This is a genomic window from Archangium sp. (genome assembly GCF_045802675.1).
Taxonomy (GTDB): domain Bacteria; phylum Myxococcota; class Myxococcia; order Myxococcales; family Myxococcaceae; genus Archangium.
Genome location: NZ_JBJMQO010000082.1, coordinates 16518 through 38346, shown reverse-complemented (window position 1 = coordinate 38346; position 21829 = coordinate 16518). Strand labels below are relative to the sequence as shown.

General features: G+C 69.3%; 19 protein-coding genes and 1 pseudogene. 16 read left to right on the top strand and 4 right to left on the bottom strand.

What is annotated here, in order from left to right; all coding sequences use genetic code 11:
- Position 1 precedes the first annotated feature (1 nt).
- The 14 genes from prfB to ACJ8AN_RS23835 all read left to right on the top strand — a co-directional run bounded on the left by prfB (position 2) and on the right by ACJ8AN_RS23835 (position 15047).
- Positions 2–1121 (top strand): peptide chain release factor 2 gene (prfB, locus tag ACJ8AN_RS23900; RefSeq protein ID WP_407757751.1). Its coding sequence is split into 2 segments (ribosomal slippage): positions 2–70 and positions 72–1121, totalling 1119 coding nucleotides; the frame shifts between segments, so codons are not numbered across the junction.
- Positions 1122–1235: 114 nt separating this feature from the next.
- Positions 1236–1877, top strand: coding sequence for an RNA polymerase sigma factor (locus tag ACJ8AN_RS23895; protein ID WP_407757750.1), 642 nt, complete (start codon positions 1236–1238; stop codon positions 1875–1877).
- 26 nt (positions 1878–1903) lie between these two features.
- Positions 1904–2257: an anti-sigma factor family protein gene (locus ACJ8AN_RS23890; RefSeq protein WP_407757749.1), complete on the top strand. Its 354-nt coding sequence runs from the start codon at positions 1904–1906 to the stop codon at positions 2255–2257.
- Between the two features lie 86 nt (positions 2258–2343).
- Positions 2344–3888 carry a lysine--tRNA ligase gene (lysS, locus tag ACJ8AN_RS23885; protein ID WP_407757748.1) on the top strand — a complete coding sequence of 515 codons (1545 nt, stop codon included), beginning with the start codon at positions 2344–2346 and terminating at the stop codon, positions 3886–3888.
- A gap of 12 nt (positions 3889–3900) precedes the next feature.
- Complete coding sequence (locus ACJ8AN_RS23880; RefSeq protein ID WP_407757747.1) at positions 3901–6276, top strand: FtsX-like permease family protein; 2376 nt, start codon at positions 3901–3903, stop codon at positions 6274–6276.
- The gene (locus ACJ8AN_RS23875) at positions 6276–6950 is read left to right on the top strand and encodes an ABC transporter ATP-binding protein (RefSeq protein ID WP_407757746.1); all 675 of its coding nucleotides are present in this window, start codon (positions 6276–6278) and stop codon (positions 6948–6950) included. Before ACJ8AN_RS23880 ends, ACJ8AN_RS23875 begins: the two co-directional genes overlap by 1 nt.
- 149 nt (positions 6951–7099) lie before the next feature.
- Positions 7100–9490, top strand: coding sequence for an outer membrane protein assembly factor BamA (gene bamA / locus ACJ8AN_RS23870; protein ID WP_407757745.1), 2391 nt, complete (start codon positions 7100–7102; stop codon positions 9488–9490).
- Positions 9491–9594: 104 nt separating this feature from the next.
- Entirely contained in the window at positions 9595–10164 is a 570-nt protein-coding gene (locus ACJ8AN_RS23865; RefSeq protein ID WP_407757744.1) for an OmpH family outer membrane protein, read from the top strand.
- A gap of 11 nt (positions 10165–10175) precedes the next feature.
- Positions 10176–11240, top strand: coding sequence for a UDP-3-O-(3-hydroxymyristoyl)glucosamine N-acyltransferase (gene lpxD, locus ACJ8AN_RS23860; RefSeq protein ID WP_407757743.1), 1065 nt, complete (start codon positions 10176–10178; stop codon positions 11238–11240).
- Positions 11237–11707, top strand: a complete 471-nt coding sequence (gene fabZ, locus ACJ8AN_RS23855) for a 3-hydroxyacyl-ACP dehydratase FabZ (protein WP_407757742.1) — start codon at positions 11237–11239, stop codon at positions 11705–11707. Before lpxD ends, fabZ begins: the two co-directional genes overlap by 4 nt.
- 23 nt (positions 11708–11730) lie before the next feature.
- Positions 11731–12507, top strand: a complete 777-nt coding sequence (gene lpxA / locus ACJ8AN_RS23850) for an acyl-ACP--UDP-N-acetylglucosamine O-acyltransferase (RefSeq protein ID WP_407757741.1) — start codon at positions 11731–11733, stop codon at positions 12505–12507.
- A 6-nt stretch (positions 12508–12513) separates the two neighbouring features.
- Positions 12514–13317 (top strand): LpxI family protein, encoded by an 804-nt coding sequence (locus tag ACJ8AN_RS23845; protein WP_407757740.1) that lies wholly within the window; start codon positions 12514–12516, stop codon positions 13315–13317.
- 213 nt (positions 13318–13530) lie between these two features.
- Positions 13531–14553, top strand: a complete 1023-nt coding sequence (locus ACJ8AN_RS23840; protein WP_407757739.1) for an OmpA family protein — start codon at positions 13531–13533, stop codon at positions 14551–14553.
- Positions 14554–14597: 44 nt separating this feature from the next.
- Positions 14598–15047 (top strand): hypothetical protein, encoded by a 450-nt coding sequence (locus tag ACJ8AN_RS23835; RefSeq protein WP_407757738.1) that lies wholly within the window; start codon positions 14598–14600, stop codon positions 15045–15047.
- A gap of 26 nt (positions 15048–15073) precedes the next feature.
- Here ACJ8AN_RS23835 and ACJ8AN_RS23830 read toward each other — a convergent pair.
- From ACJ8AN_RS23830 to ACJ8AN_RS23815, 4 genes and pseudogenes are all read right to left on the bottom strand, one after another.
- Positions 15074–15700, bottom strand: a pseudogene (locus ACJ8AN_RS23830) (MarC family protein); the annotation flags it as partial.
- A gap of 8 nt (positions 15701–15708) precedes the next feature.
- Positions 15709–16413, bottom strand: a complete 705-nt coding sequence (locus tag ACJ8AN_RS23825; RefSeq protein WP_407757737.1) for a polyprenol monophosphomannose synthase — start codon at positions 16411–16413, stop codon at positions 15709–15711.
- Positions 16414–16452: 39 nt separating this feature from the next.
- Positions 16453–17607 (bottom strand): lipid-A-disaccharide synthase, encoded by a 1155-nt coding sequence (gene lpxB, locus ACJ8AN_RS23820; RefSeq protein WP_407757736.1) that lies wholly within the window; start codon positions 17605–17607, stop codon positions 16453–16455.
- A 17-nt stretch (positions 17608–17624) separates the two neighbouring features.
- Entirely contained in the window at positions 17625–17873 is a 249-nt protein-coding gene (locus ACJ8AN_RS23815) for an addiction module protein (protein ID WP_407757735.1), read from the bottom strand.
- A 734-nt stretch (positions 17874–18607) separates the two neighbouring features.
- On the opposite strand from ACJ8AN_RS23815, the gene ACJ8AN_RS23810 reads away from it, so the two are divergent.
- Entirely contained in the window at positions 18608–20938 is a 2331-nt protein-coding gene (locus ACJ8AN_RS23810; protein ID WP_407757734.1) for a SulP family inorganic anion transporter, read from the top strand.
- A gap of 254 nt (positions 20939–21192) precedes the next feature.
- Entirely contained in the window at positions 21193–21819 is a 627-nt protein-coding gene (locus ACJ8AN_RS23805; protein ID WP_407757733.1) for a TIGR02265 family protein, read from the top strand.
- The last annotated feature ends 10 nt before the right edge of the window (positions 21820–21829 follow it).

The following is a 21829-nucleotide window of genomic DNA, read 5'->3' as shown; positions in this document are numbered from 1 at the left end:
TATGGCGAACGACTCGATGGAGAAAATCGGCGGGCTTCGCGAGCGTCTGATGGCGCTCAGGGGGCATCTTTGACCTCGACCGCAAGCGGTCGCGCATCGCGCTGATCGAGCGCGAATCCACGCTCCCCACCTTCTGGGACGACAACACCAAGGCGCAGGCCATGCTCAAGGAGAAGTCCACGCTGGAGTCGAGCGTGAACACCTTCGAGAAGACGCTGCGTGGCCTGGACGACGCGCAGGTGCTCTTCGAGCTCGCCGCCGAGGCCAATGACGCGGACAGTGCCCGGGAGGCCGAGGAGTCGCTCACCACGCTCGAGGCCGAGGTCTCCAAGCTGGAGCTGGCGCGGATGCTCTCTGGCGAGCAGGACCGCTCCAACTGCTTCATGGACATCAACGCGGGCGCGGGCGGCACGGACTCCATGGACTGGGCCGCCATGCTCATGCGCATGTACACGCGCTACTGCGAGTCCAAGGGCTGGAAGGTCGAGCTCAACGACTCGGTGCCGGGCGAAGAGGCGGGCTTCAAGAACGTCTCGCTGCGCATCGAGGGCGAGTTCGCCTACGGCTACCTCAAGGCCGAGATGGGCGTGCACCGCCTGGTGCGCATCAGCCCCTTCGACGCCAACGCGCGCCGGCAGACGGCCTTCGCCTCGGTGGACGTCTATCCGGAGGTCGATGACACCATCCAGATCGACATCCCGGAGAAGGACTACGAGCTGAAGTTCATCCGCGGCAGTGGCGCGGGCGGTCAGAAGGTCAACAAGACCTCGTCCACGGCGCAGCTGCGCCACCTGCCCACGAACATCCTCATCACCTGCCAGACGGAGCGCTCGCAGTCGGCCAACAAGGACATGGCCTTCAAGATCCTCCGCGCGCGCCTCTACGAGATGGAGCTCAAGAAGCGCGAGGCCGAGCAGGCCGCCGCCGAGGCGCAGAAGAAGGACATCTCCTTCGGCTCTCAAATCCGCTCCTACGTGCTCGCGCCCTACCGCATGGTGAAGGACCTGCGCACCGGCGTGGAGACGGGCAACGTGGACGCGGTGCTGGACGGCAGCCTCGAGGACTTCGTCACCGCCCAGCTCATGGGTGTGAAGAACCCCAACCGCAACGTCCCCGAGTAGCCCGGAAAACAGCGGGAACCTTTCCGCGGCCTCGCTGTCCGAGGCCGTGGAACAGGGGAGCGCGGGGTGGGGTAGGATGGAATCGCGCGGTGTAGGCCGCGCGGGAGGCCACCGGTGCCAGCGAGCGGGGTGCTCGGGATGGAAGTCGAGAGGACGCCGACGCCGGTCACGGCCGAGTCCGATGCCGCCCTGCGTGAGGAGCGCCTGCTGCTCGCGCGGCTGCGGCGGGGCGAGCCGGAGGCCTTCGAGTCGCTGGTGCGCACGCACCAGGACCGGCTCTACGACTTCTGCGTGCGGATGCTGGGGGACCGGGAGGAAGCGAACGATCTGGTGCAGGACGTGTTCGTCAGCGCGCACCAGCACCTCGCGAAGTTCCGTGAGGACTCCAAGCTGTCCACGTGGTTGTTCCGCATCGGGAAGAACCACTGCATCAACCGGCTGAAGTACCTGAAGCGGCGGGGCAGGGGACGCTCGGAGGAGTACGGCGAGCAGAGCGAGGGCGCGCTGGCGGACCTGCTGGGCTCGCCCCCGGGGCCGGACGCGGCGCTGGAGTCGGCGCGCGAGCAGGCCCGGGTGCAGTGGGCCATCTCACAGTTGGACCCGGAGCCGCGCATGCTGGTGGCGCTGCGGGACATCGAGGGCTTGTCGTACGAGGAGATCGTCGACATCACCGAGCTCCCGTTGGGAACCGTGAAGAGCCGGCTCCACCGGGCGCGGGAGAAGCTGGCGGATCTCCTGGGGCGGCTTGAGGAATGAACGGCTTTCAGTGGAGACTCCGGGACATGTCAGCGCAGCTCAACCACCGCGAGACCAAGGCCCTCTTCGTCGCCCTCGCCGACGAGGAGCTCCCCGCCGAGAAGGCGCGGGAGGTCCGCTCGCACCTGGACGGGTGCGGCGAGTGTCAGCAGGGCTGGCAGCGCTACTCGAGCACCGTGCTGCGGCTGCGCCAGGTGGAGAAGCAGAAGGCTCCGCCCGCGCTGGCCTCCCTGGTGATGACGCGGGTGAAGCGCCAGCGCCGTTTCGGCCTCAAGCGTCTGCACCTGGCGCACGCGCACTACCGTCTCCCGGTGGAGATCCTCATCCCGCTGCTCATCGCGGCGGCGGTGGGGGCCTATCTGCTGATGGCCGCGCCCTGATGGGAACATAGGGAACATAAGTCTCGTCCATTCGTTGCGTCCCGGAGTGGGCTTGGCTACGGTGCCGCGCCCTTACGGGATGCCCCATGGCTGACACTCCAGAGAACAAGAACGCGGAAGCGGACCTCGGGTCCAAGGAGCAGGAGATCTACGACCAGCGCCTCGAGAAGGGGCGCAAATGGCGCGACTCCGGCTTCAACCCGTACGGCAACGGCTACCGCCCCCAGCACCAGGCCGCGGAGATCCTCGCCCGCCACGGTGCCCAGTCCATGGAGGAGCTCGAGAAGGCCGAGCCCACCGCCTATGACGTCGCGGGCCGCATCGTGGCCGTGCGCAGCTTCGGCAAGGCCGCCTTCGTCAAGCTGCGCGACCGCTCGGGCGAAATCCAGGCCCACCTGAAGAAGGACGCGCTCGGCGACGCCTACGAGCTCTTCAAGCTCACCGACCTGGGCGACTTCGTCGCGGTGCAGGGCACGGTGTTCCGCTCGAAGACGGGCGAGCTGACGCTGTCGGCCACGAAGTTCGTGCCGCTCACCAAGTCCCTGCGGCCCCTGCCCGAGAAGTGGCATGGCCTCACGGACGTCGAGGTCCGCTACCGCCAGCGCTACCTCGACATGGTGTCCAACCCCGAGGTGAAGCAGACCTTCCTCAAGCGCAACAAGCTGGTGCGCTACATCCGGGACTTCCTCGACACGCGCGACTTCATCGAGGTGGAGACCCCGATGATGCACCCGCTCGTCTCCGGCGCGGCGGCCCGCCCCTTCCGCACCCACCACAACGCCCTGGACATCGATCTCTTCATGCGGATCGCCCCGGAGCTCTACCTCAAGCGTCTGGTGGTGGGCGGCATCGAGCGCGTCTACGAGATCAACCGCAACTTCCGCAACGAGGGCATCAGCACCCGGCACAACCCCGAGTTCACGATGCTCGAGTTCTACCAGGCCTACGCCACGTTCGAGGACCTGATGGACCTCACCGAGGAGATGCTCTCGGGGGCGGCGAAGGCGGTGACGGGCGACTCGAAGGTCACCTACCAGGGGCACGTGCTGGACTTCGGCAAGGGCTGGCGGCGCATCCCCATGACCGAGGCCATCCGCGAGGTGGTTCCTGGTTTGAGCGACAAGGACATGGCGGACGCGGAGCGGCTGCGCCACGAGCTGCTCAAGACGTCGCACGGGGAGGCCGAGCGCCGCGCCGTGGAGACCATGCACCACGGGGAGCTGGTGGGCGCGCTCTTCGAGCACCACGTGGAGCAGAAGCTGGTGCACCCCACCTTCATCACCCACTACCCCACGGCCGTGAGCCCGCTGGCGCGCCGCAACGACCAGAACCCGGACATCACCGACCGCTTCGAGCTCTTCATCGCCGGCCGGGAAATCGGCAACGCCTTCTCCGAGCTGAATGATCCGCTCGACCAGAAGGAGCGCTTCCTCTCCCAGCTGGAGGCCAAGCAGCGCGGCCAGCAGGAGACGATGGACTACGACGAGGACTACATCCGCGCCCTCGAGCACGGCATGCCGCCCACGGCCGGTGAGGGCATCGGGATTGATCGGCTCGCGATGCTGTTCACGGATTCCCCGTCCATTCGCGACGTCATTTTGTTCCCCCTCCTCAAGCCGCTTGCGAAGTAGGCAGGAAACCGCGTGAACGCCGAACGGCAGACCGTCTACCGCTGGAGCTTCATCTGGAGCGGCGCCCTGGTGGCGCTCGTTGGCGCCATCCTGCTCGGCGTGGCCGTCACCCGCTCGGATGCCTGGGAGCGGTTGGCCGGGGTGCTCGGCCTGTCCGCGCTCGGTTGGGGCGGGCTGGTGCAGACGCTCAACGCGCTGGCGCTGATGCCCATGCAGTCCGCCGTCCGCTCCTCGGCGGGCGTGCAGGGCACCCAGTACCTCTACGCGGGCACGGCCGTCTGGCTGGCGGGTTGGGGGCTCATCGCCACCGGCATCCGGCGGGCCCCGGCCCCCACCGAGGGTCCGAGCCCGGCGGCCGGGGCGGCGCTGTACCCGCGGCTGGCGCAGTACCGCGACTTCTACTGGAGCACCCTGGGGGCCTACGGCGGCGGCATCCTGCTGTCCGAGCTGGTCCTCATCCTCCTGCAGACGTTCCTGTCCAGTGGCGGGGGCTCGTCGAGCGGGGAGGGCGGGCTCGCGCCGACGGTCGCCTTCGCCATCTCGTTGATCCTCGCGTCCCTGGTGGCCTTCGCGTGTGGCTTCGTCGGGGCCGCACGCGCCCGGCGGGTGGCCATGCCCGAGGCCACCATTGGCGTCATCTACCTGGGCCTGCCCGTGCCCATCATGCTGACGCTGATGGAGGCGATTCCGGACCTCCAGCTGTCGCTGGGCTACCGGCTGCGCGAGGTGACGTACGTGGCGGACATGCTGGGCCGCCCGGTGGTGGGCTACTGGCTCGTCTTCTCACTGCTGGTGCTCATGCTGGTCATCGGCATCAACACCGGCTTCATCGCCGCGGGCAGCGGACGGCTGGACCTGAAGCTCGGCTTCGAGCTCTTCGTGGCCCGGCGCCACGTGGGCGTTTTCCGCCCCTCGCTGCTGCTGGGCACGTTTGCGGTGCTGATGTTCGGCATCATCCCGCCGCTCATCGTCTACGGCATCATCCGCGCGGTGGAGGCGGCCGTGGAGCGCTCCCGCATCCGCGCGCTGGGCATGCAGGATCCGCTCGCCGCCGCCTCGGCGCTCAACCGCCTCAAGCTGCGCGAGCAGTCGCCCACCATGATGATGACGGCGCTCTCCGTGGGCGGCGTGGGCGTGGGGGTGATGGCGCTCATCATCGTGCTGTCGGTGATGAGCGGCTTCGAGGAGGACCTGCAGAAGAAGATCCTCGGAGCGCACTCGCACGTGGTGGTGTCGAAGTACGCGGGCCACCTGCCCGAGTACAAGCGGCTGATGGAGCAGATCGCCAAGGTGAACGGCGTGGTGGGCCAGACGCCCTCCATCGACAACCCGGTGATGGTGCTCGCCGAGGACGAGGTGCAGGGTATCGTCCTCAAGGGCATCGACCCGGACACCGTGGGCTCGGTGTTGGATCTGCGCCAGAACATGCTGCCCGGCGGCAACCTCGACAACCTCGAGACGCCCGAGAAGATCGCTCCCCGGCGCGCGTTCGGCGGCTTCGGCAAGCAGCCCTCGAACGACGACAAGGACGACGACACGGAAGAGGCCGAGGATCCCATCATCGGCAAGTCCACCAAGAGCGGCGAGGAGAAGGTGCTGCCCGGCATCGTGCTCGGCCGCGAGCTGGCCACCATCCTGCGCGTGGTGGTGGGCGACCGGGTGAACGTCATCTCCCCGCAGGGCGCCGAGCTGGGCCCCGCCGGCCTCATCCCCAAGAGCCGCGCCTATCGCGTGGCGGGCATCTTCTACTCGGGCATGTACGAGTACGACGCCAAGTTCGCCTACATCCTCCTGTCCGAGGCGGAGAAGCTCTTCGGCGCGGATGGCCCCAGCGGCATCGAGCTGAAGGTGGCGGACGTGGATGACGCGCGGCGCATCGGCCAGGCGGTGGGGCGCGAGCTGGGCGGCTACCCCTACCGCGCCCGCGACTGGGGTGAAATCCACCGCAACATCTTCTCCGCCCTGCGGCTGGAGAAGCTGGTGATGGGCATCATCCTGTCCATCATCATCATCGTGGCGGCGGGCCTCATCGTGGCCACGGTCATCATGCTGGTGCTGGAGAAGCGCAAGGAGATCGCCGTGCTCAAGGCGCTGGGCGTCTCCGACGGTGGCATCGTGAAGATCTTCCTCGCCGAGGGCCTGCAGATTGGCGTGGCGGGCGGCCTGCTGGGGCTCCTGTCCGGCCTGGGCTGGTGCTACTTCATCCTGCGGGTGGGCATCAAACTGGACCCGTCCGTCTATTACATCCCCAACCTGCCGGTGAAGATCGAGCCGGTGCAGACCGCGCTCTCGGTGGTCATCGCGGTCCTCGTCACGTACCTGGCGTCCATCTATCCCGCGCTCAAGGCGAGCAGCGTGGAGCCGGTGGAAGGCCTCAAGGCGGAGTGATGTCGCTGCTCTCCATCCGCAACGTCTTCAAGAGCTACTTCCTGCACGGCAAGCGCATCGACGTGCTGCGCGGCGTGTCCCTGGACATCGAGAAGGGCGAGATGGTGAGCCTCATCGGGGCGTCCGGGGCGGGCAAGAGCACCTTCCTGCACGTGCTCGGCACCCTGGACATGCCTGCCGCCGGCGAGCTGCTCTTCGAAGGCCGCAGTGTCTTCGCGATGAACGACGCGGAGATCGCCGATTTCCGCAACCGCACCATCGGCTTCGTCTTCCAGAGCCACTACCTGCTGCCCGAGTTCACCGCGCTGGAGAACGTGGCCATGCCGGCGCTCATCCAGCGGAGGGATCGGACGCAGACCTACACCGACGCCCGCGAGCTGCTGGAGCGGGTGGGGCTGGGCAGCCGGGTGGAGCACCGTCCCGGGGAGCTGTCCGGGGGCGAGGCCCAGCGCGTGGCCCTGGCCCGGGCCCTGGTGCTCAAGCCGGCGGTGCTGCTGGCCGACGAGCCCACCGGCAACCTGGACCCGGCCACCGGCGAGGGCATCCACCAGCTCCTGCGCGAGGTGAACCGGGACCTGGGCATCACCGCCGTGGTGGTCACCCACAACGAAACCCTGGCCCGCTCCATGCCCCGGCGGCTGAGGTTGGTGGCCGGCCAGGTGACCGAGGCTTGACGCTCCCTCCCCCCCTCCCGCGCTTTCTCATTGAGACCCGCCGAAGTCCTCCCGTAGATTGCCCCGCCCTTTACCGGCCGACTGCCTTGAGGCTCCCCGTTCTCCCGCTCAGGTTCCTTCTCCCGCTCCTCGCCGCCCTCTCGACGGTGATGCCCGGTCGCGTGCTCGCGCAGACGGACGGGAGCACTCCGCCGGCCTCCGTACCCCCCGCGGCGCTTCCCCCGGCTCCCGCCACCCCCGGTGCCGCTGCCCCGGCCAACCCCAACCGGGAGGTCCGTGAGGGCGAGGTCGTCGAAATCCGCATCGAGGGCAACCGCCGCGTCGAGGCCGAGGCCGTGCGCCGCGCCCTCCGCACCCAGGTGGGTCAGATTTTCGACGAGTCGAAGACCGCCGAGGATCTCCGCGCCGTCTGGGCGCTCGGCTACTTCGCCGACGTGCAGTTGCTGGTGCAGCGCCTGCCCACCGGCGGCGTCGTCTACGTGGTGCGCGTGCAGGAGCGCCCCTCCATCCGCGCCGTGAAGCTCGCCGGCAACGAGGAGCTCAGCCAGGACGACCTCAAGGAGTCCATCGAGGTCAAGGCCCTCACCATCCTGGACATGGACGCGGTGCGCCGCACCCAGAAGAAGATCCAGGAGAAGTACGTCGACAAGGGCTACTTCCTCGCCGAGGTGAACAACAAGATCGTCCCCGTGGAGGGCGGTCAGGTCGACGTGGTCTTCAACATCGCCGAGAACGCCAAGGTGATGGTGAAGGACATCGTCTTCCTGGGCGCGGAGAAGGTCCCCGTCTCCAGGCTCAAGGAAGTGATGCTCACCAAGGAGGGGGGCTACCTCTCCTTCATCACCAGCGAGGGCACCTACCGCGAGGAGGTCTTCCAGCGCGACCTGGCCGTCATCCAGGCCACCTATTACGACGAGGGCTTCATCAACGTCCGCGTGGACAAGCCCACCGTCTCGCTCTCCGCCGACAAGCGCGACATCTACATCACCCTCCGCATCACGGAAGGTGAGCGCTACGACATCGGCAAGGTCGACTTCTCCGGAGATCTGCTCATCCCCAAGGCGGAGCTGAGCCGGTTGATGAAGTCCGGGTCGGGTACGCACTTCAGCCGCACGCTGCTCGGCCAGGACATCCAGGCCGTCACGGACGTCTACTACGACCGCGGCTACGCCTACGCCAACATCAACCCCATCACCAACATCAATGCCGACTCCAAGACGGTGGACCTGACCTTCGACGTGCAGAAGGGTCCCCAGGTCGCCATCGAGCGCATCGACATCATTGGCAACACCAAGACGCGCGACAAGGTCATCCGCCGCGAGCTGCGCGTCTACGAGGGTGAGCTCTACAGCGGCACGGGCGTGCGCCGCAGCAAGGATCGCGTCACCGCGCTCGGCTTCTTCGAGACGGTGGAGGTCACCCAGAAGCCCGGCAGCCGCGATGACACCATCGTCGTGCAGGTGGAGGTGAAGGAGAAGGCCACCGGTACCTTCCAGGTGGGCCTCGGCTTCTCCAACGTGGAGAACTTCATCTTCACGGCCCAGGTGTCGCAGAACAACTTCCTGGGGTGGGGCCAGAGCGTGTCGGCCTCGGCGCAGATCTCCAGCCTGCGTTCGCTCGTCCAGCTGTCGTTCTTCGACCCGTACTTCCTGGACACCAACTTCCTGCTGTCCGCGGACTTCTTCCGCGTGGAAGCGGACTACGTCGACTTCACCCGCCGGTCCACGGGCGGCAACCTGTCGCTGGGCTACCAGGTGCTCGAGGACGTGCTCGTCAACGTGGGCTACTCGCAGGAGCACGTGGACGTCACGGCCGCGCAGAACTTCGGCGGCGTGCTGCTGGCCAACCGCTTCCTCAGCGGCGTGACGAGCTCCGTGCGCCTGTCCGTCACCTACGACAAGCGCAACAACCGCCTCTTCCCCTCCAAGGGCTTCATCCACTACGGCTCGGTGGAGTACGCGCCGCCCTTCCTGGCCCTTGGCAGCTCGCCCTTCCTCTTCACCCGCTACACGGCCTACTCGCGGCTCTACTTCCCGCTGCCCCTGGGCGCCGTCTTCAAGACGAACGCCACCATCGGCTACATCCAGCAGTTGGATCCCAACCGCCCGCTGCCCATCTCCGAGCTCTACTACCTGGGTGGTATCAACTCGGTGCGCGGCTACCTGCTGCGCAGCATCAGCCCGTCCATCCTGGCCCCGCGCTCGGGCTCGCCGGACGCGCCCATCGAGCGGCTCAACGTGGGTGGCAACAAGCAGCTCATCCTCAACTTCGAGCTGGAGTTCCCCATCCTGGAGAAGGCCGGCATCCGCGGCGTCGTCTTCTATGACGCCGGCAACGCCTTCGCGGCCAATCAGCGGTTCTTCGAGAACGAGCCGGGCCTGCAGAAGCAGCGCTTCCTGGGCCTCTACCACTCGGTGGGCTTCGGCTTCCGGTGGTTCTCGCCGGTTGGCCCCTTGCGCTTCGAGTGGGGCATCCCGCTCAACAAGCGCGCGGAAGACGAGCCCATCCTCTTCGAGTTTACGATCGGCAATTTCTTCTGATACGTCGTCCGCCCGCTCCCCGAGCGGCCATTCTCTCGGCCGTTGAACAGGGGAGCGGGGCGGGACGTCGAAGTTTCAAACCTTCCCCCGAGGAGCTGTCGCACATGTCGCTTCGAAGCAAACTGTCGGTTCTGGCCCTTGCCCTGTCGCTCGCCGTGCCGACCCTCGCCGCCGCCGCCGAGGTGAAGCTCGGCTACGTCGACTACCAGCGCGTCATGCTCGAGGTGGATGACGGCAAGGCCGCCAAGGTCCGCCTCCAGAAGTGGCTGGAGAGCAGGCAGAAGGAAATCGACTCCGAGCAGGAGGCCCTCCGCAAGGAGAAGGAGACGCTGGACAAGCAGGCCAGCGCCATGAGCGAGGAGACCCGCGTGCAGAAGGCCACGGACCTGCAGAAGAAGGTCTATGACCTGGCCCAGAAGTGGGAGAAGAGCCGCGGTGAGGCCGCCGAGCGCGAGCGCAAGGAGATGGAGCCCATCATTGGGAAGATCGACGGTGTCATCCACGACATCGCCGAGCGCGAGGGCCTGGGCATGGTCTTCGAGAAGCGGGACTCCGGTCTGGTGTACGCGCTCAACCAGTATGACCTGACCAACGAGGTCATCCGCACCTACAACAGCTCGGCGAAGGGCAAGGCGAAGGACGCCCCCGTCGCCAAGGACGCCCCCAAGAAGTAAGGCCTTCCTCCGTGCACGCACCCACCCCGCGCCGGCTCGGGGAGCTCGCCACCCACGTGGGTGGTGAGCTCGCCGGTGACGCCGGCCTCCTGATTTCGGGGCTCAACGGGCTCGCCGAGGCGGCCCCGGGAGAGCTCTCCTTCTACGGCAATCCGCGCTACCGCCGGCAGTACGAGGCCACCCAGGCCTCGGCCGTGCTGGTGGGGCCGGACGCCGAGCCCCGCGAGGGCGTGTCGCTGGTGCGTGTGGCCAATCCGCACCTGGCCTTCGCCAGGCTTTCGAGCCTCTTCCACCCGCGGCCCTCGTATACGGCGGGCGTGCGGCCCGGCGCGCACGTGCACGCCGAGGCGCGCGTGCACCCGGAGGCCACGGTGATGGCGGGCGCCACGGTGGAGAAGAACGCCACCGTGGGGGCTCGCGCGGTGCTCTACCCCGGCGCCTACGTGGGCGAGGGGGCGGGCATTGGCGAGGACAGCCTGCTCTACCCCAACGTCACCGTGCGCGAGCACTGCCAGGTGGGCGCGCGCGTCATCCTCCATGCCTCGTGCGTGGTGGGGGCGGACGGCTTCGGCTTCGCCTTCAACCCCGAGGGTGAGAGCGGGCCGGAGCACTACAAGGTGCCCCAGGCCGGCATCGTCCGCATCGAGGACGACGTGGAGGTGGGGGCCTGCACCACCATCGATCGGGCGACGATTGGCGAAACCGTCATCGGCCGCGGCTCGAAGATCGACAATCTGGTGCAGATCGCCCACAACGTGAAGGTGGGCCCGCTCTCGCTCATCTGCGCGCAGGCGGGCGTGTCGGGCTCTGCCGAGCTGGGCATGGGCGTGGTATTGGCGGGGCAGGTGGGCGTGGTGGGCCACATCCGCGTGGGCGACATGGCCAAGGTCGGCGCCCAGTCCGGTGTGGCGCACGACGTGGAAGACGGGCAGGTGGTGAGCGGCAGCCCGGCCGTGCCGCATCGCGAGTGGCTGCGCAGCTCGGCGGCGCTCGGGCAGCTCGGCGACCTGCTCAAGGAAGTGCGTACCCTGCGGCGCAGGGTGGAGTTGCTCGAGAAGAAGGAGAAGGGCGGATGATGGACATCCAGGAGATCCAGCAGTTGCTGCCGCACCGCTATCCGTTCCTCCTGGTGGACCGGGTGGTGGAGATCATCCCGGGCCAGAAGCTGGTGGCCTACAAGAACGTCACCATCAACGAGCCCTTCTTCAACGGCCACTTCCCGGGGCACCCGGTGATGCCGGGAGTGCTCATCCTGGAGGCGCTGGCGCAGGCCACGGCCATCCTCGCCTACAAGACGGAGAACATGGACCCCACGCGCAAGGTGACCTACCTGATGGGCGTGGACGGGGCGCGCTTCCGCAAGCCGGTGGTTCCCGGCGACCGGCTGCAGCTCAACGTCGAGGTCATCCGCCACAAGGGCGCCATCTGGAAGACGAAGGGCACGGCGACGGTGGACGGAGTGAAGGTGTCCGAGGGCGAGTTCCTCGCCACGGTGGTGGACAAGGACAAGGACGCGAGCGGCTCCACGGCCGACGCTTCCTGAGAAGGCACGAGGTAGACAACACCATGGCGCAGGTTCACCCCACTGCGGTGGTCCACCCCGGGGCCCGGCTCCACGAGACGGTGGAGGTCGGTCCCTACTCCATCATCGGCGAGCGGGTGACGATCGGCGAGGGCTCTCGCATCGGCCCCCACGTCGTCATCGACGGGCGGACGACGATTGGCGCGCGCAACCGCATCTTCCCGTTCGCCTCGGTGGGCGGGGCCCCGCAGGACCTGAAGTACGCGGGCGAGGACACCCAGCTCATCATCGGCGACGGCAACACCATCCGTGAGTCCGCCACGCTCAACATCGGCACGGCCGGTGGTGGCGGGGTGACGCGGGTGGGCAACAACAACCTCTTCATGGCCTACAGCCACGTGGCCCACGACTGCGTGGTGGGCAATGGCTGCATCATCGCCAACAGCGTGGCGCTGGCCGGGCATGTGACGCTCGAGGACTTCGTCATCCTCGGTGGGCTGGCGGCGGTGCACCAGTTCACCCGGCTGGGCAAGCACGCGTTCATCGCGGGCGGCTCCATGGTGACGATGGACGTAGCCCCGTACTGCACGGCGCAGGGAGACCGGGCGGAGCTGGCCGGCCTCAACGTGGTGGGCCTGCAGCGGCACGGCTTCTCCGAGGAGCAGATCGGCCGCATCAAGGAGGCCTACAAGGTCCTCTTCCGCGCGAAGCTGCAGCTCTCGGAGGCGGTGGCCCAGCTGCAGACGGAGATGGGCGGGCACTCGGAGATCGAGTACCTGTTGAACTTCGTCAACCAGAGCAAGCGCGGCCTGACGCGCTGAGTGACCTTGGAGCGCATCGGCCTCATCGCGGGCAATGGACGGTTGCCCTTCCTGTTCGCGGACGCGGCCCGGGAGCAGGGGCTGCAGGTGGTGGCGGTGGCCCACCGCGGTGAGGCGGATCCGGCGTTGGAGTCGGAGGTCGCCGAGCTGACGTGGGTCCGGCTGGGGCAGGTGGACCGCATCGTCCGGGCCTTCAGCAAGGCGGGCGTGAAGCGTGCGGCGATGGCCGGGGGAATCGGCCGGGTGCGCGCGCTGTCGGACGCGAGGCCGGACCTGGGCGCGGTGCGCATCATCTCGCGCCTGCGCAGCTTCCGGGATGACGCCCTGCTGCGCGCGGTGGCGGACTACTTCGAGTCGCACGGCATCACCATCGTCGCGCCCACGGACTGGCTGGCGCAGGCCCTGTGCCCCGAGGGACACCTGGCGGGGCCTCGGCTGCACGCGGCACAGGAGAAGGACGTGGCGCTGGGGCGCGAGGTGGCCACGCTGCTGGGGCAGGCGGACGTGGGCCAGACGGTGGTGGTGCACAACGGCCACGTGCTGGCGCTCGAGGCGGTGGAGGGCACGGACGAGGCCATCCGCCGGGGCGGCAAGTACGCGGGCGCGGGCGCGGTGGTGGTGAAGCGCTGCAAGCCGGGGCAGGACCTGCGCTTCGATCTGCCGGCGGTGGGGCCGCGGACGCTCGAGGTCATGCAGGAAGTCGGGGCGAAGGTGCTGGCGCTGGAAGCGGGGAAGACGGTGCTGCTGGATGCTCCGGAGCTGTTCCGAGGGGCGCAGAAGGCGGGCATCACCCTCGTCGGCGTGCCCTGAGTGGCGCACCCTCCCTCGCCTCCCAGGTTGCTCCCCGTGCGTCCTTCTGGGCCAGGGTGAGGGCCAGGTCGTCACAAACCGAGGCTGTGTGGAATGCTCGCCGCCCAAGGGCCTGTTCCGGACACTACTCCGGGACCCGACCCGGGTTCGCGTTGCACGAGCCTCGCGCCCCGGCCAGGGTGGGTGGCTCGACCCCGGAGGAAACCACCCCGCATGAACGCTCGCCGCCTGCTCCTGCTGTGCCTCACCCTCTCGCCTCTCTGCGCGCTCGCGGACGCGGTGCGCGTGTCGCTCCAGCCCCGGGCCGCGGTGGGCAAGGGGTTGCCGGCCCTGCGGGTGCACATCGAGGAGCCCATCGCTGGCTTCGAGGTGGTGCTCGAGCGGGGAGACGGCCACAAGGTACAGGTGAAGGGCGGCGGGCAGCCGGGCGTGACGCGCACCCTGCCACTGGAGCAGCCCGAGGGCCGCTTCCACTACGAGGGCGAGCTGGTGGTGCGCTTCGCGGACGCGGAGGAGGCGCGCATGCCGCTGTCCTTCGACGCGGAGCTGCTCGGGCCGCTGAGGCTGACGGTGGTGCCCGAGGACGTGGACGTGGCGGGGCGCACGCTGCGCTTCTCCCTGTCCCGGCCCGCCGCGCGCGCCGAGGTGACGGTGCTCATGGACACCGGCAAGAAGGCCTTCGAGGGCGAGGTGCCCTTCGACGGCGCGCCCGCGGGCCGGCCGCTCGAGGTGACGTGGCCGGCGGCGGAGGGCAAGGTGCTGCGCATCTCGCTCAAGGCCTTCGACACCTCGGACTTCTACACGGGCGTGGACCTCTTCCCGTGGCGGGTGGACATCCCGCATGAGGAGGTCAACTTCGCCTCGGGCCGCGCGGAGGTGCCGGCGGCCGAGCGGCGCAAGCTGGACGCCAGCCACGCGCTCATCTCCGACGCGGTGAAGCGCTACGGCCGCTTCGCCCAGCTGCGCCTCTACATCCTCGGGCACACCGACACGGTGGGGGACACGGCCTCCAACCGCGCGCTGTCGCTCGAGCGCGCCCGCGGCATCGCCGCCTACCTGCGCAAGAAGGGCCTCGAGCTGCCCATCTTCTACGAGGGCTTCGGCGAGCAGTCCCCGGCCGTGCCCACTCCCGACGAGACGGACGAGGCCTCCAACCGGCGCGCCGAGTACATCCTCGCCGTGGAGCCGCCCGCCCTGTCCTCCACCCCCTTTCCGCCGCGGTGGCGGAAGCTGTGAAGCACCCCCTCCCCGTAATGCACCCCCTCAAGGAGAACCGACGGATGAAGCGACTCGTGCTGCCCGCCCTGCTCGCCCTCGCCGCCACCGGCTGCATGCGCTCGCGCGCCTCCCTCATCAAGCCCGAGGAAGAGACCAGCAAGTGCGAGCTGGTCCAGGCGCTCATGCGCGAGCAGGTGCCCCAGCAGCTCCTGGCCGGCCTGGCCGCGGGCGGGCATGACGAGCCCTCGCAGGTGCTCGTCTTCGTGCGCCGGCCCGAGCAGGCCATGCTCGAGCGCCTCTTCGCCGCCGACGAGCCCCGGTGCGTCGGCACAAACTACAAGGTGGTGCAGGCCATCACCACCGACGCCGTGGTGCTCTACCTCCAGCCTCGGGGCACCGGCTACATCTACGACGCGCAGCGCGCGGCCCCGGACGAGCTGTCGCTGGGCGGCGAGGCCAAGGGCGCCCTGACGAAGGACGACGGCGGCGCCTGGGTCTCCTCCAGCATCTGAGACACCGGCGCGGGCTCTCCCTTCTCGCGCAGCAGATCCTTGCCCCCGTCGGCGATGAACTGCACCGCGATGGCCGCGAGGATGAGCCCCATCACGCGCTCGAGGATGGCCACACCCGACTGCTTGAGCACGCGCTGCACGAAGCCCGCGGCGCGTAGCACGAAGTAGCTCGTCAGGAAGGTGAGGATGATGGCCACCAGCACGGGCACGGCCGACAGCAGGCTGTCGCCGCCCCGCGCCATCAGCACCATGGCGGTGGCGATGGCCCCGGGGCCCGCCAGCAGCGGCATCGCCAGCGGCACCAGCGCCACGTCCTCCTTCTTCTCGCCTTCCTGCTGCTCGGACGGCGTGGTGCGCGTCTCCGAGGCCCTCGCGCGCAGCATGTCCAGCGCGGTGATGAGCAGCAGGATGCCGCCGGCCACCCGGAAGGCGCCCAGCGAGATGCCGAATACCTTGAAGATGACGCCGCCGAAGACGGCGAAGAAGAGCAGCAGCGAGCACGCCACCATGCACGCGCGCCTCGCCGTGTTGCGGATCTTCTCCTCCGAGTCCCCCGCCGTCATCGCCAGGAAGATGGGCACCACGCCCACCGGATCCACCACGAAGAGGACCGCCGGGAGCGAGACGAGGAACAGGGACAGCTGCTCGGACATAGGCCCCTCTACACCGAGAGGCGCAGCTTCCACACCATCGTCAGGGCCTCGACGAAGATCTTCCGGCTCATCTTCGACTGCCCCACGCGGCGGTCCTCGAAGACGATGGGGATTTCCTTCACCGTGAAGCCCTTCTTGAGGGAGCGGTAGGTGAGCTCGATCTGGAAGGCGTAGCCGGTGCTCTTCACGGCCTCCAGGTCGATCGTCTCCAGCACGCGGCGGTTGAAGCACTTGAAGCCGCCGGTGAGGTCGCGCACGCCCACGCCCAGGATGCTGCGCGCGTAGAGCGAGCCGCCCCGGCTGATGACTTTGCGGCCCACGCCCCAGTTCACCGTGCCGCCACCGCTCACGTAGCGCGAGCCGAGCACCAGGTCCGCCCCGCCCATGGCCGTGTCCAGCAGCGTGGGCAGGTAGCGCGGGTCATGGCTGAAGTCCGCGTCCATCTCGATGATGTATTGGTAGCCCGCCTCCAGCGCGACGCGGAAGGCATGCAGGTAGGCACGCCCCAGGCCCTGCTTCTTCTCGCGGTGCAGGACGCGGATGCGCGGCTCCTTCGCCGCCAGCTCGTCCGCGAGCTTCCCCGTTCCATCCGGAGAGTTGTCGTCGACGACGAGGATGTCCACGCGGGGATCGGCCGCGAGCACCGCCTGGGTGATGGGCTCGAGGTTGTCCCGCTCGTTGTAGGTGGGGATGCACACCAGCGCTGGGTTCATTGCGCGGCGGGACATAGCAGAGCGGCGGGAGGTCCGCTCCTAGACTTTCGCGGGGGCGGGGAGCAGCTCCAGCACCGACTCGGCCGCCCGGGCCGCGGCGCCGGCCTCCCCGAGCCGGGTGCGCACCTCCTCCAGTCCCTGGAGCATCTCCTCGCGAGGTGTGCCCGGCACCCACAGACGGCGGATTTCCCCGGCGATGCGCTCGGGGGTCATGTCGCCCTGGAGCAGCTCGGGCACCACGCGGCGGCCGGCGAGCAGGTTGACGAGCGCCACGTGCGCCACCTTCAGCATCATCCGGCCCACGAGGTAGGTGACGAGCGAGACGCGGTACACCACCACGAAGGGGCGCTGCATCAGCCCCGCCTCCAGGGCCGCCGTCCCCGAGGCCACGATGGCCGCGTCGCTGGCGCCCACCACCTCGGGGGCCCGGCCGTCCACGAGCACTGGCTGCACGCCGCTGCCCTCGAAGCGCGAGATGATCTCCTCGCGAGGAATCGTGGGAGCCACCGGCACCACCACCTGGAGCCCGGGGCGCTCGGCCACGAGCTGCTTCGCCGCGCCCACCATGGCCGGGAGGATGCGGCGGATTTCGCTCATGCGGCTGCCCGGCAGCAGTGCGAGCGTGGGCGTCTCCACGGGCAGGCCGAGCTTCTGGCGGAAGGTGGCGGCGCTGGCGGGGGAGGGCATCTGCTCGACGACGGGGCTGCCCACGTAGCGGGCGGCGACCCCGGCCTCGCGGTAGAAGTCCTCCTCGAAGGGGAGGATGCAGAGCATCCGGTCCACGAGCTTCGCGATCGTCTTCACGCGGCCGCGGCGCCAGGCCCAGATCATCGGCGAGACGTAATAGGCCACGGGGATGCCGAGCTTCTTGAGGCGGGCGGCGAGCCGGAGGTTGAAGTCGGGGATGTCCACGAGGATGGCGCAGGCGGGGCGGCGCTCGGCGGCGGCGCGGGCCAGGCCTCCCATCACCTGGAGGATGCGGGGAATCTTGGGCAGCACCTCGGTGATGCCCATGACGTTGACCTCGTGGGCGCCGTAGAGCAGCTCCACGCCCTGGGCGGCGAGGCGCGAGCCTCCCATTCCGAAGAAGGTGAGGTCCGGACGGCGGGCCTTGAGGGCGGCGACGAGCTCGGCGGCGTGGGCGTCACCGGACGCCTCGCCAGCCACGACGAGAATCTGGGGGGCAGGGGACATGAGAGGCGGCGCGCATCCTAGCCGAAGCGCCCCTCATCGCCATGCCGTGTGGCCATTCGCGCTTCGACTTCCTCCCACGGAACCGTCTTCACGGTGCCGTCGAGAACTTCGCGGGCTCGGCGCTCCAACTCCTCATCCCAGGCAGCCTCGGCGTCCTGGGCCTCCGGCCCGTCCTCGAGGCTCAGGATGAGCTTGTGGGCGACCTCGGCGCGCTCCTTGGGCGGGAGCCGCAGCACGTCGGAGAGGAGTTCGTCCTTGGTGGCCATCTTGGACAGAGTCTAATCCCGTGACGGGCTCATGGGCAGCGGGGATGCGGATGGCTGCTGGTCCGCTCCCCAGGCCCACTCCATCCGGAGGACAGATGCGTCTCTCCTGCCGGACAGTCCGGCCCTTCGTGTCGGGAAGGCGAACGCGCCCGGGCCGTCCGCACTGGCTGCCCCGGCGCACAGGTCTTATCCAGGCTACGCGTCTGGGGGTGTCGCGGCCGATGAGGTGGTCTTTCCTTCTCAGTCTGGGCTTGCTCTTCGTGCTGTCGGCACAGCAGCCCGTGGCTCGAGGCATGGGAAGCCGGCTGAGCCTGCCCTGCGGCCCGTCCTCGCCGAGCGGTACGCAGTCCGAGGAAGAGGCCGGGCCGGAGGTGGAGCTGCTCTCCCAGGTCGCCGGCATGGGCGAGCGCTGGCGCCTCCAGCCCAGCTCCGGAGACACCTCCCGCCCGTCCGTCCGGAGCCCGCGTCCGTCGCTCCGGATGCGATGCCCCGCGGTGGCTCCCCGGGAGGCCGGTGCCCGCTGGCGCGTGGCGTTGCTCCCTCGAAGGCAGCCTCCCGAAGACGAGCCCTCCAGGGCTTGAAGCCCTCGCTCCACCCGGCGTCGCGGGGGAGTGAGTGTCCTGACGGAAGCGCTCGCTCGTGGTCTCGACCGCGCGGGTCACCCGTGTGCCTCCGGCCGTATGCGCTGGAGGCGCCAGGGCCGCGCCTTGCCTTCGTTCCAGAGGTCTCTCCTCATGAATTCGTCGTCCGTCTCGCGGTCCCAGCCGCGCTCGTCCCCGCTGCGTCTCGATCTCGGCCTGCGCCGTCTCCTCCCCGAGTGGAAGGCCCTGCTGTCCCCCCGCCACCTCGAGGAAGACGTGCTGGCGGGCCTCACCGTGGCGTGCATCGCCATCCCACTCTCGCTGGCCATCGCCCTGGCCTCCGGTGTCGCTCCCGAGGTGGGCCTGGTGACGGCCATCATCGCGGGCATCGTCTGCGCCCTCTTCGGCGGCACGCCCCTCGCGGTGAGCGGACCGGCCGCCGCCATGGCGGTGCTCATCGCCTCGGCCGTGCAGCAACACGGGGTGGGGGGCCTGCTCGTCATCGGCCTGGCGGTGGGCCTGCTGCAGGTGCTCACCGGCGTGCTCGGGCTGGGCCGGCTCATCCGCTTCGTCCCCGTGCCCGTGGTGGCCGGCTTCACCGCGGGCATCGGCGCCATCATCCTCATCGGCCAGTTGCCGCGCGCCCTCGGCCTGCCTCCTCCCGCGCAGAGCCACGTGCTCGACGTCCTCACGCACGTGGGAGGATTGTTGCACCAGGCCCGGCCCGCCTCGCTCGCCCTCGCCGTGTTGACGCTGGCCATCGTGCTGGGCCTGCCCAAGGTGCTGCCGCGCCTGCCCGCTCCGCTCATCGCCGTCATCGTCCCCACGGTGCTCTGCGTGGCGCTGGGGCTGGACGTGCAGACCCTCGGCGCGCTGCCTCGCTCGCTGCCCGCGCCCCGGTGGCCCGCGCTGCCGGCGTCCGGCTGGGGCCCCCTGCTGAGCACCGCGCTCGTCGTCTTCGCCCTGGCCTCGCTGGAGACGCTGCTGTCCAGCGGCGCCGTGGACAAGCTCTCCCGGGGGGCTCGCCATGACCCGGACCAGGAGCTGGTGGGCCAGGGCCTGGGCAATCTGGCCGTGTCCCTCTTCGGCGGCATCCCGGTGACGGGCGTCATCGCCCGCTCGGCGCTCAACGTGCAGGCCGGGGCGCGCACCCGCCGCTCGGCCATCGTCCACTCGCTGGCGCTGCTGGCCGCGGTGTTCCTCCTCGCCCCCCTCATGGGCCGCATCCCCATCGCCGCGCTGGCCGGAGTGCTGCTCGCCGTGGCGCTGCGCATGCTGCACCCGCGCGAGCTGAGGGCCCTCTGGAAGATCTCCCGCTCCGAGGCGGGCGTGTACCTCGTCACCTTCGTGGCCATCGTCCTGGTGGACCTCATCGTCGGGGTGCAGGCGGGGCTCGTGGCGGCGCTGGCCATCGCGGCGGTGCGCCTGGGCGGCCTGCGCGCGAGCGTCCTGCGCGTGGAGTCCCAGGGGCCCCATCGCTTCCTGCTCTCGGGGCCCATCTCCTTCCTGTCCACCGCGAAGCTGGAGCGGCTGGGCTCCGAGGCCGGTGAGCTGGAGGCCTCGCGCGGCGTGGTCATCGACCTGTCGGGCGTGACGGCGGTGGATGCCTCGGGCTCGGAGCTGTTCCTCGGGCTGGTGCGGGGCCTGCGGGCGCGGGGGACGCGGGTGGCCCTGCTGGGCTCGCGGCCGGAGGTCCAGCAGGTGCTGCTTCGCCAGCACGGTGGCCCCGAGTTGCTGCCCCTGCTGGCCCCCACCGAGGCGGACGCGGCGCTGCTGCTCGAGGAGCCCGCGCCCACGTCCTCCCGCGAGCGGCTGGTGCGGGGCGTGGAGCGCTTCCGTCAGGAGCAGTGGGAGCGCTACGCGCCGCTGTTCCGCCGGCTCGCCGATGGGCAGAAGCCCCACACCCTGTTCATCACCTGCGCGGACAGCCGCATCAGCCCCAACCTCATCACCACCACCGAGCCCGGCGAGCTCTTCGTCGTGCGCAACATCGGCAACCTCATTCCGCGTGCGGGCTCGCCCATGGAGGCCTCGGTGAGCAGTGCCCTCGAGTACGCGGTGGGTGTGCTGAGCGTGACGGATGTCGTCGTGTGCGGCCACTCGGGCTGCGGCGCCATGCGGGCCCTGCTCGGCGACGTGCCCAACGAGCTGCTCGGGGTGCGGCGCTGGCTGGAGGAGGCCCGGGTGCTACTCGGGACGTTGCCCGTGGACTGCACTCCCGAGGAGGCGGCCCGGCGCAACGCGCTGCTGCAGGTGGACAACGCGCTCTCCCATCCGCTGCTGCGCCAGAAGGTCGAGGCGGGTGAGGTCCGGCTGCACGCCTGGTTCTACGACGTGGGCCGCGCCGAGCTGTTCGAGTGGGACGCGAGGTCGGGGGCGTACTGCCCGCTCGGAAGGGGGCCTGGGGCCGAGCCGCACGCGCCTCGCGACGAGGTGACCGCTCCCGTCACCCCCTTGCCTCCGGACGAGCACGTTCCCCACTGAGCCGGAGCCGTGGGCGGAGGGGCTCGCCGCTCACGGCCACCACTGTTGGAGTACCACGCGAATTGTCCCGTCCATGTCACCCCGAGTACCTGTCGTGGCATTGAAGATTTCCTTATGAAGAGAAGGCGTGCGTTTGGGCTCCGAATCTTCAGGGTTCATTCGTACGCATGTCGACTTCGCGAGTAGGACGTGGAAACTTGGGTACGGTCGATTCGATAACCTCGTCAGGGGTCGGTACTCAGGGGGGATGACGCATGCGCCAGGACATCCGGCAAGCCGCGCCGCCACGGGTCGCGGAACTCTGGGAGCGCGACTTCGCGCAGCGGATCTCCCTGGCCTATCCCGGTGACACCGCGCGCGGCGTGTTCTGCCTCAGCCTGTTGGACACGGTGGGCGAGCTCGGCGACGGCGTGATGATGAGGCGTTGCCTCGCGGTGAGTGGCGAGCGGGGGTTCGTGGCGTTCTTCAACTATCCCATCGCGACCTATCTGCGGATGGTCGCCACGGCGCTGCCGCTGCTGGCGGTGGAGCATGGGAGCACCGAGGAGGCCCTGCGGCAGCTCGGCAGGCGCGCGGCGGCGGACTTCCGCAAGTCCACGGCCGGCAAGGCCATGGGCGTGATGCAGGCGGGGGGAGACCCGCGGCGCCTGCTGGACAGCCTGCCGGTGGTGTACCGGGTCGCGCTGAACTTCGGCGAGTTCGAGCTGACGTGGGTGGCGCCGGCGCATGCGCGCTTCACGATGAGGAACACCTTCATGCCCGTGCCGTTCCACGAGGGCGTGCTGCTGGAGCTGGTCCGCAAGATGAACGTCCAGCGCTCATGGGTGCTCGGCTGCCAGACGGAGCCGCTCGACAGCGAGTACGAGATCTTCTGGGAGTAGCCCGTGCCGT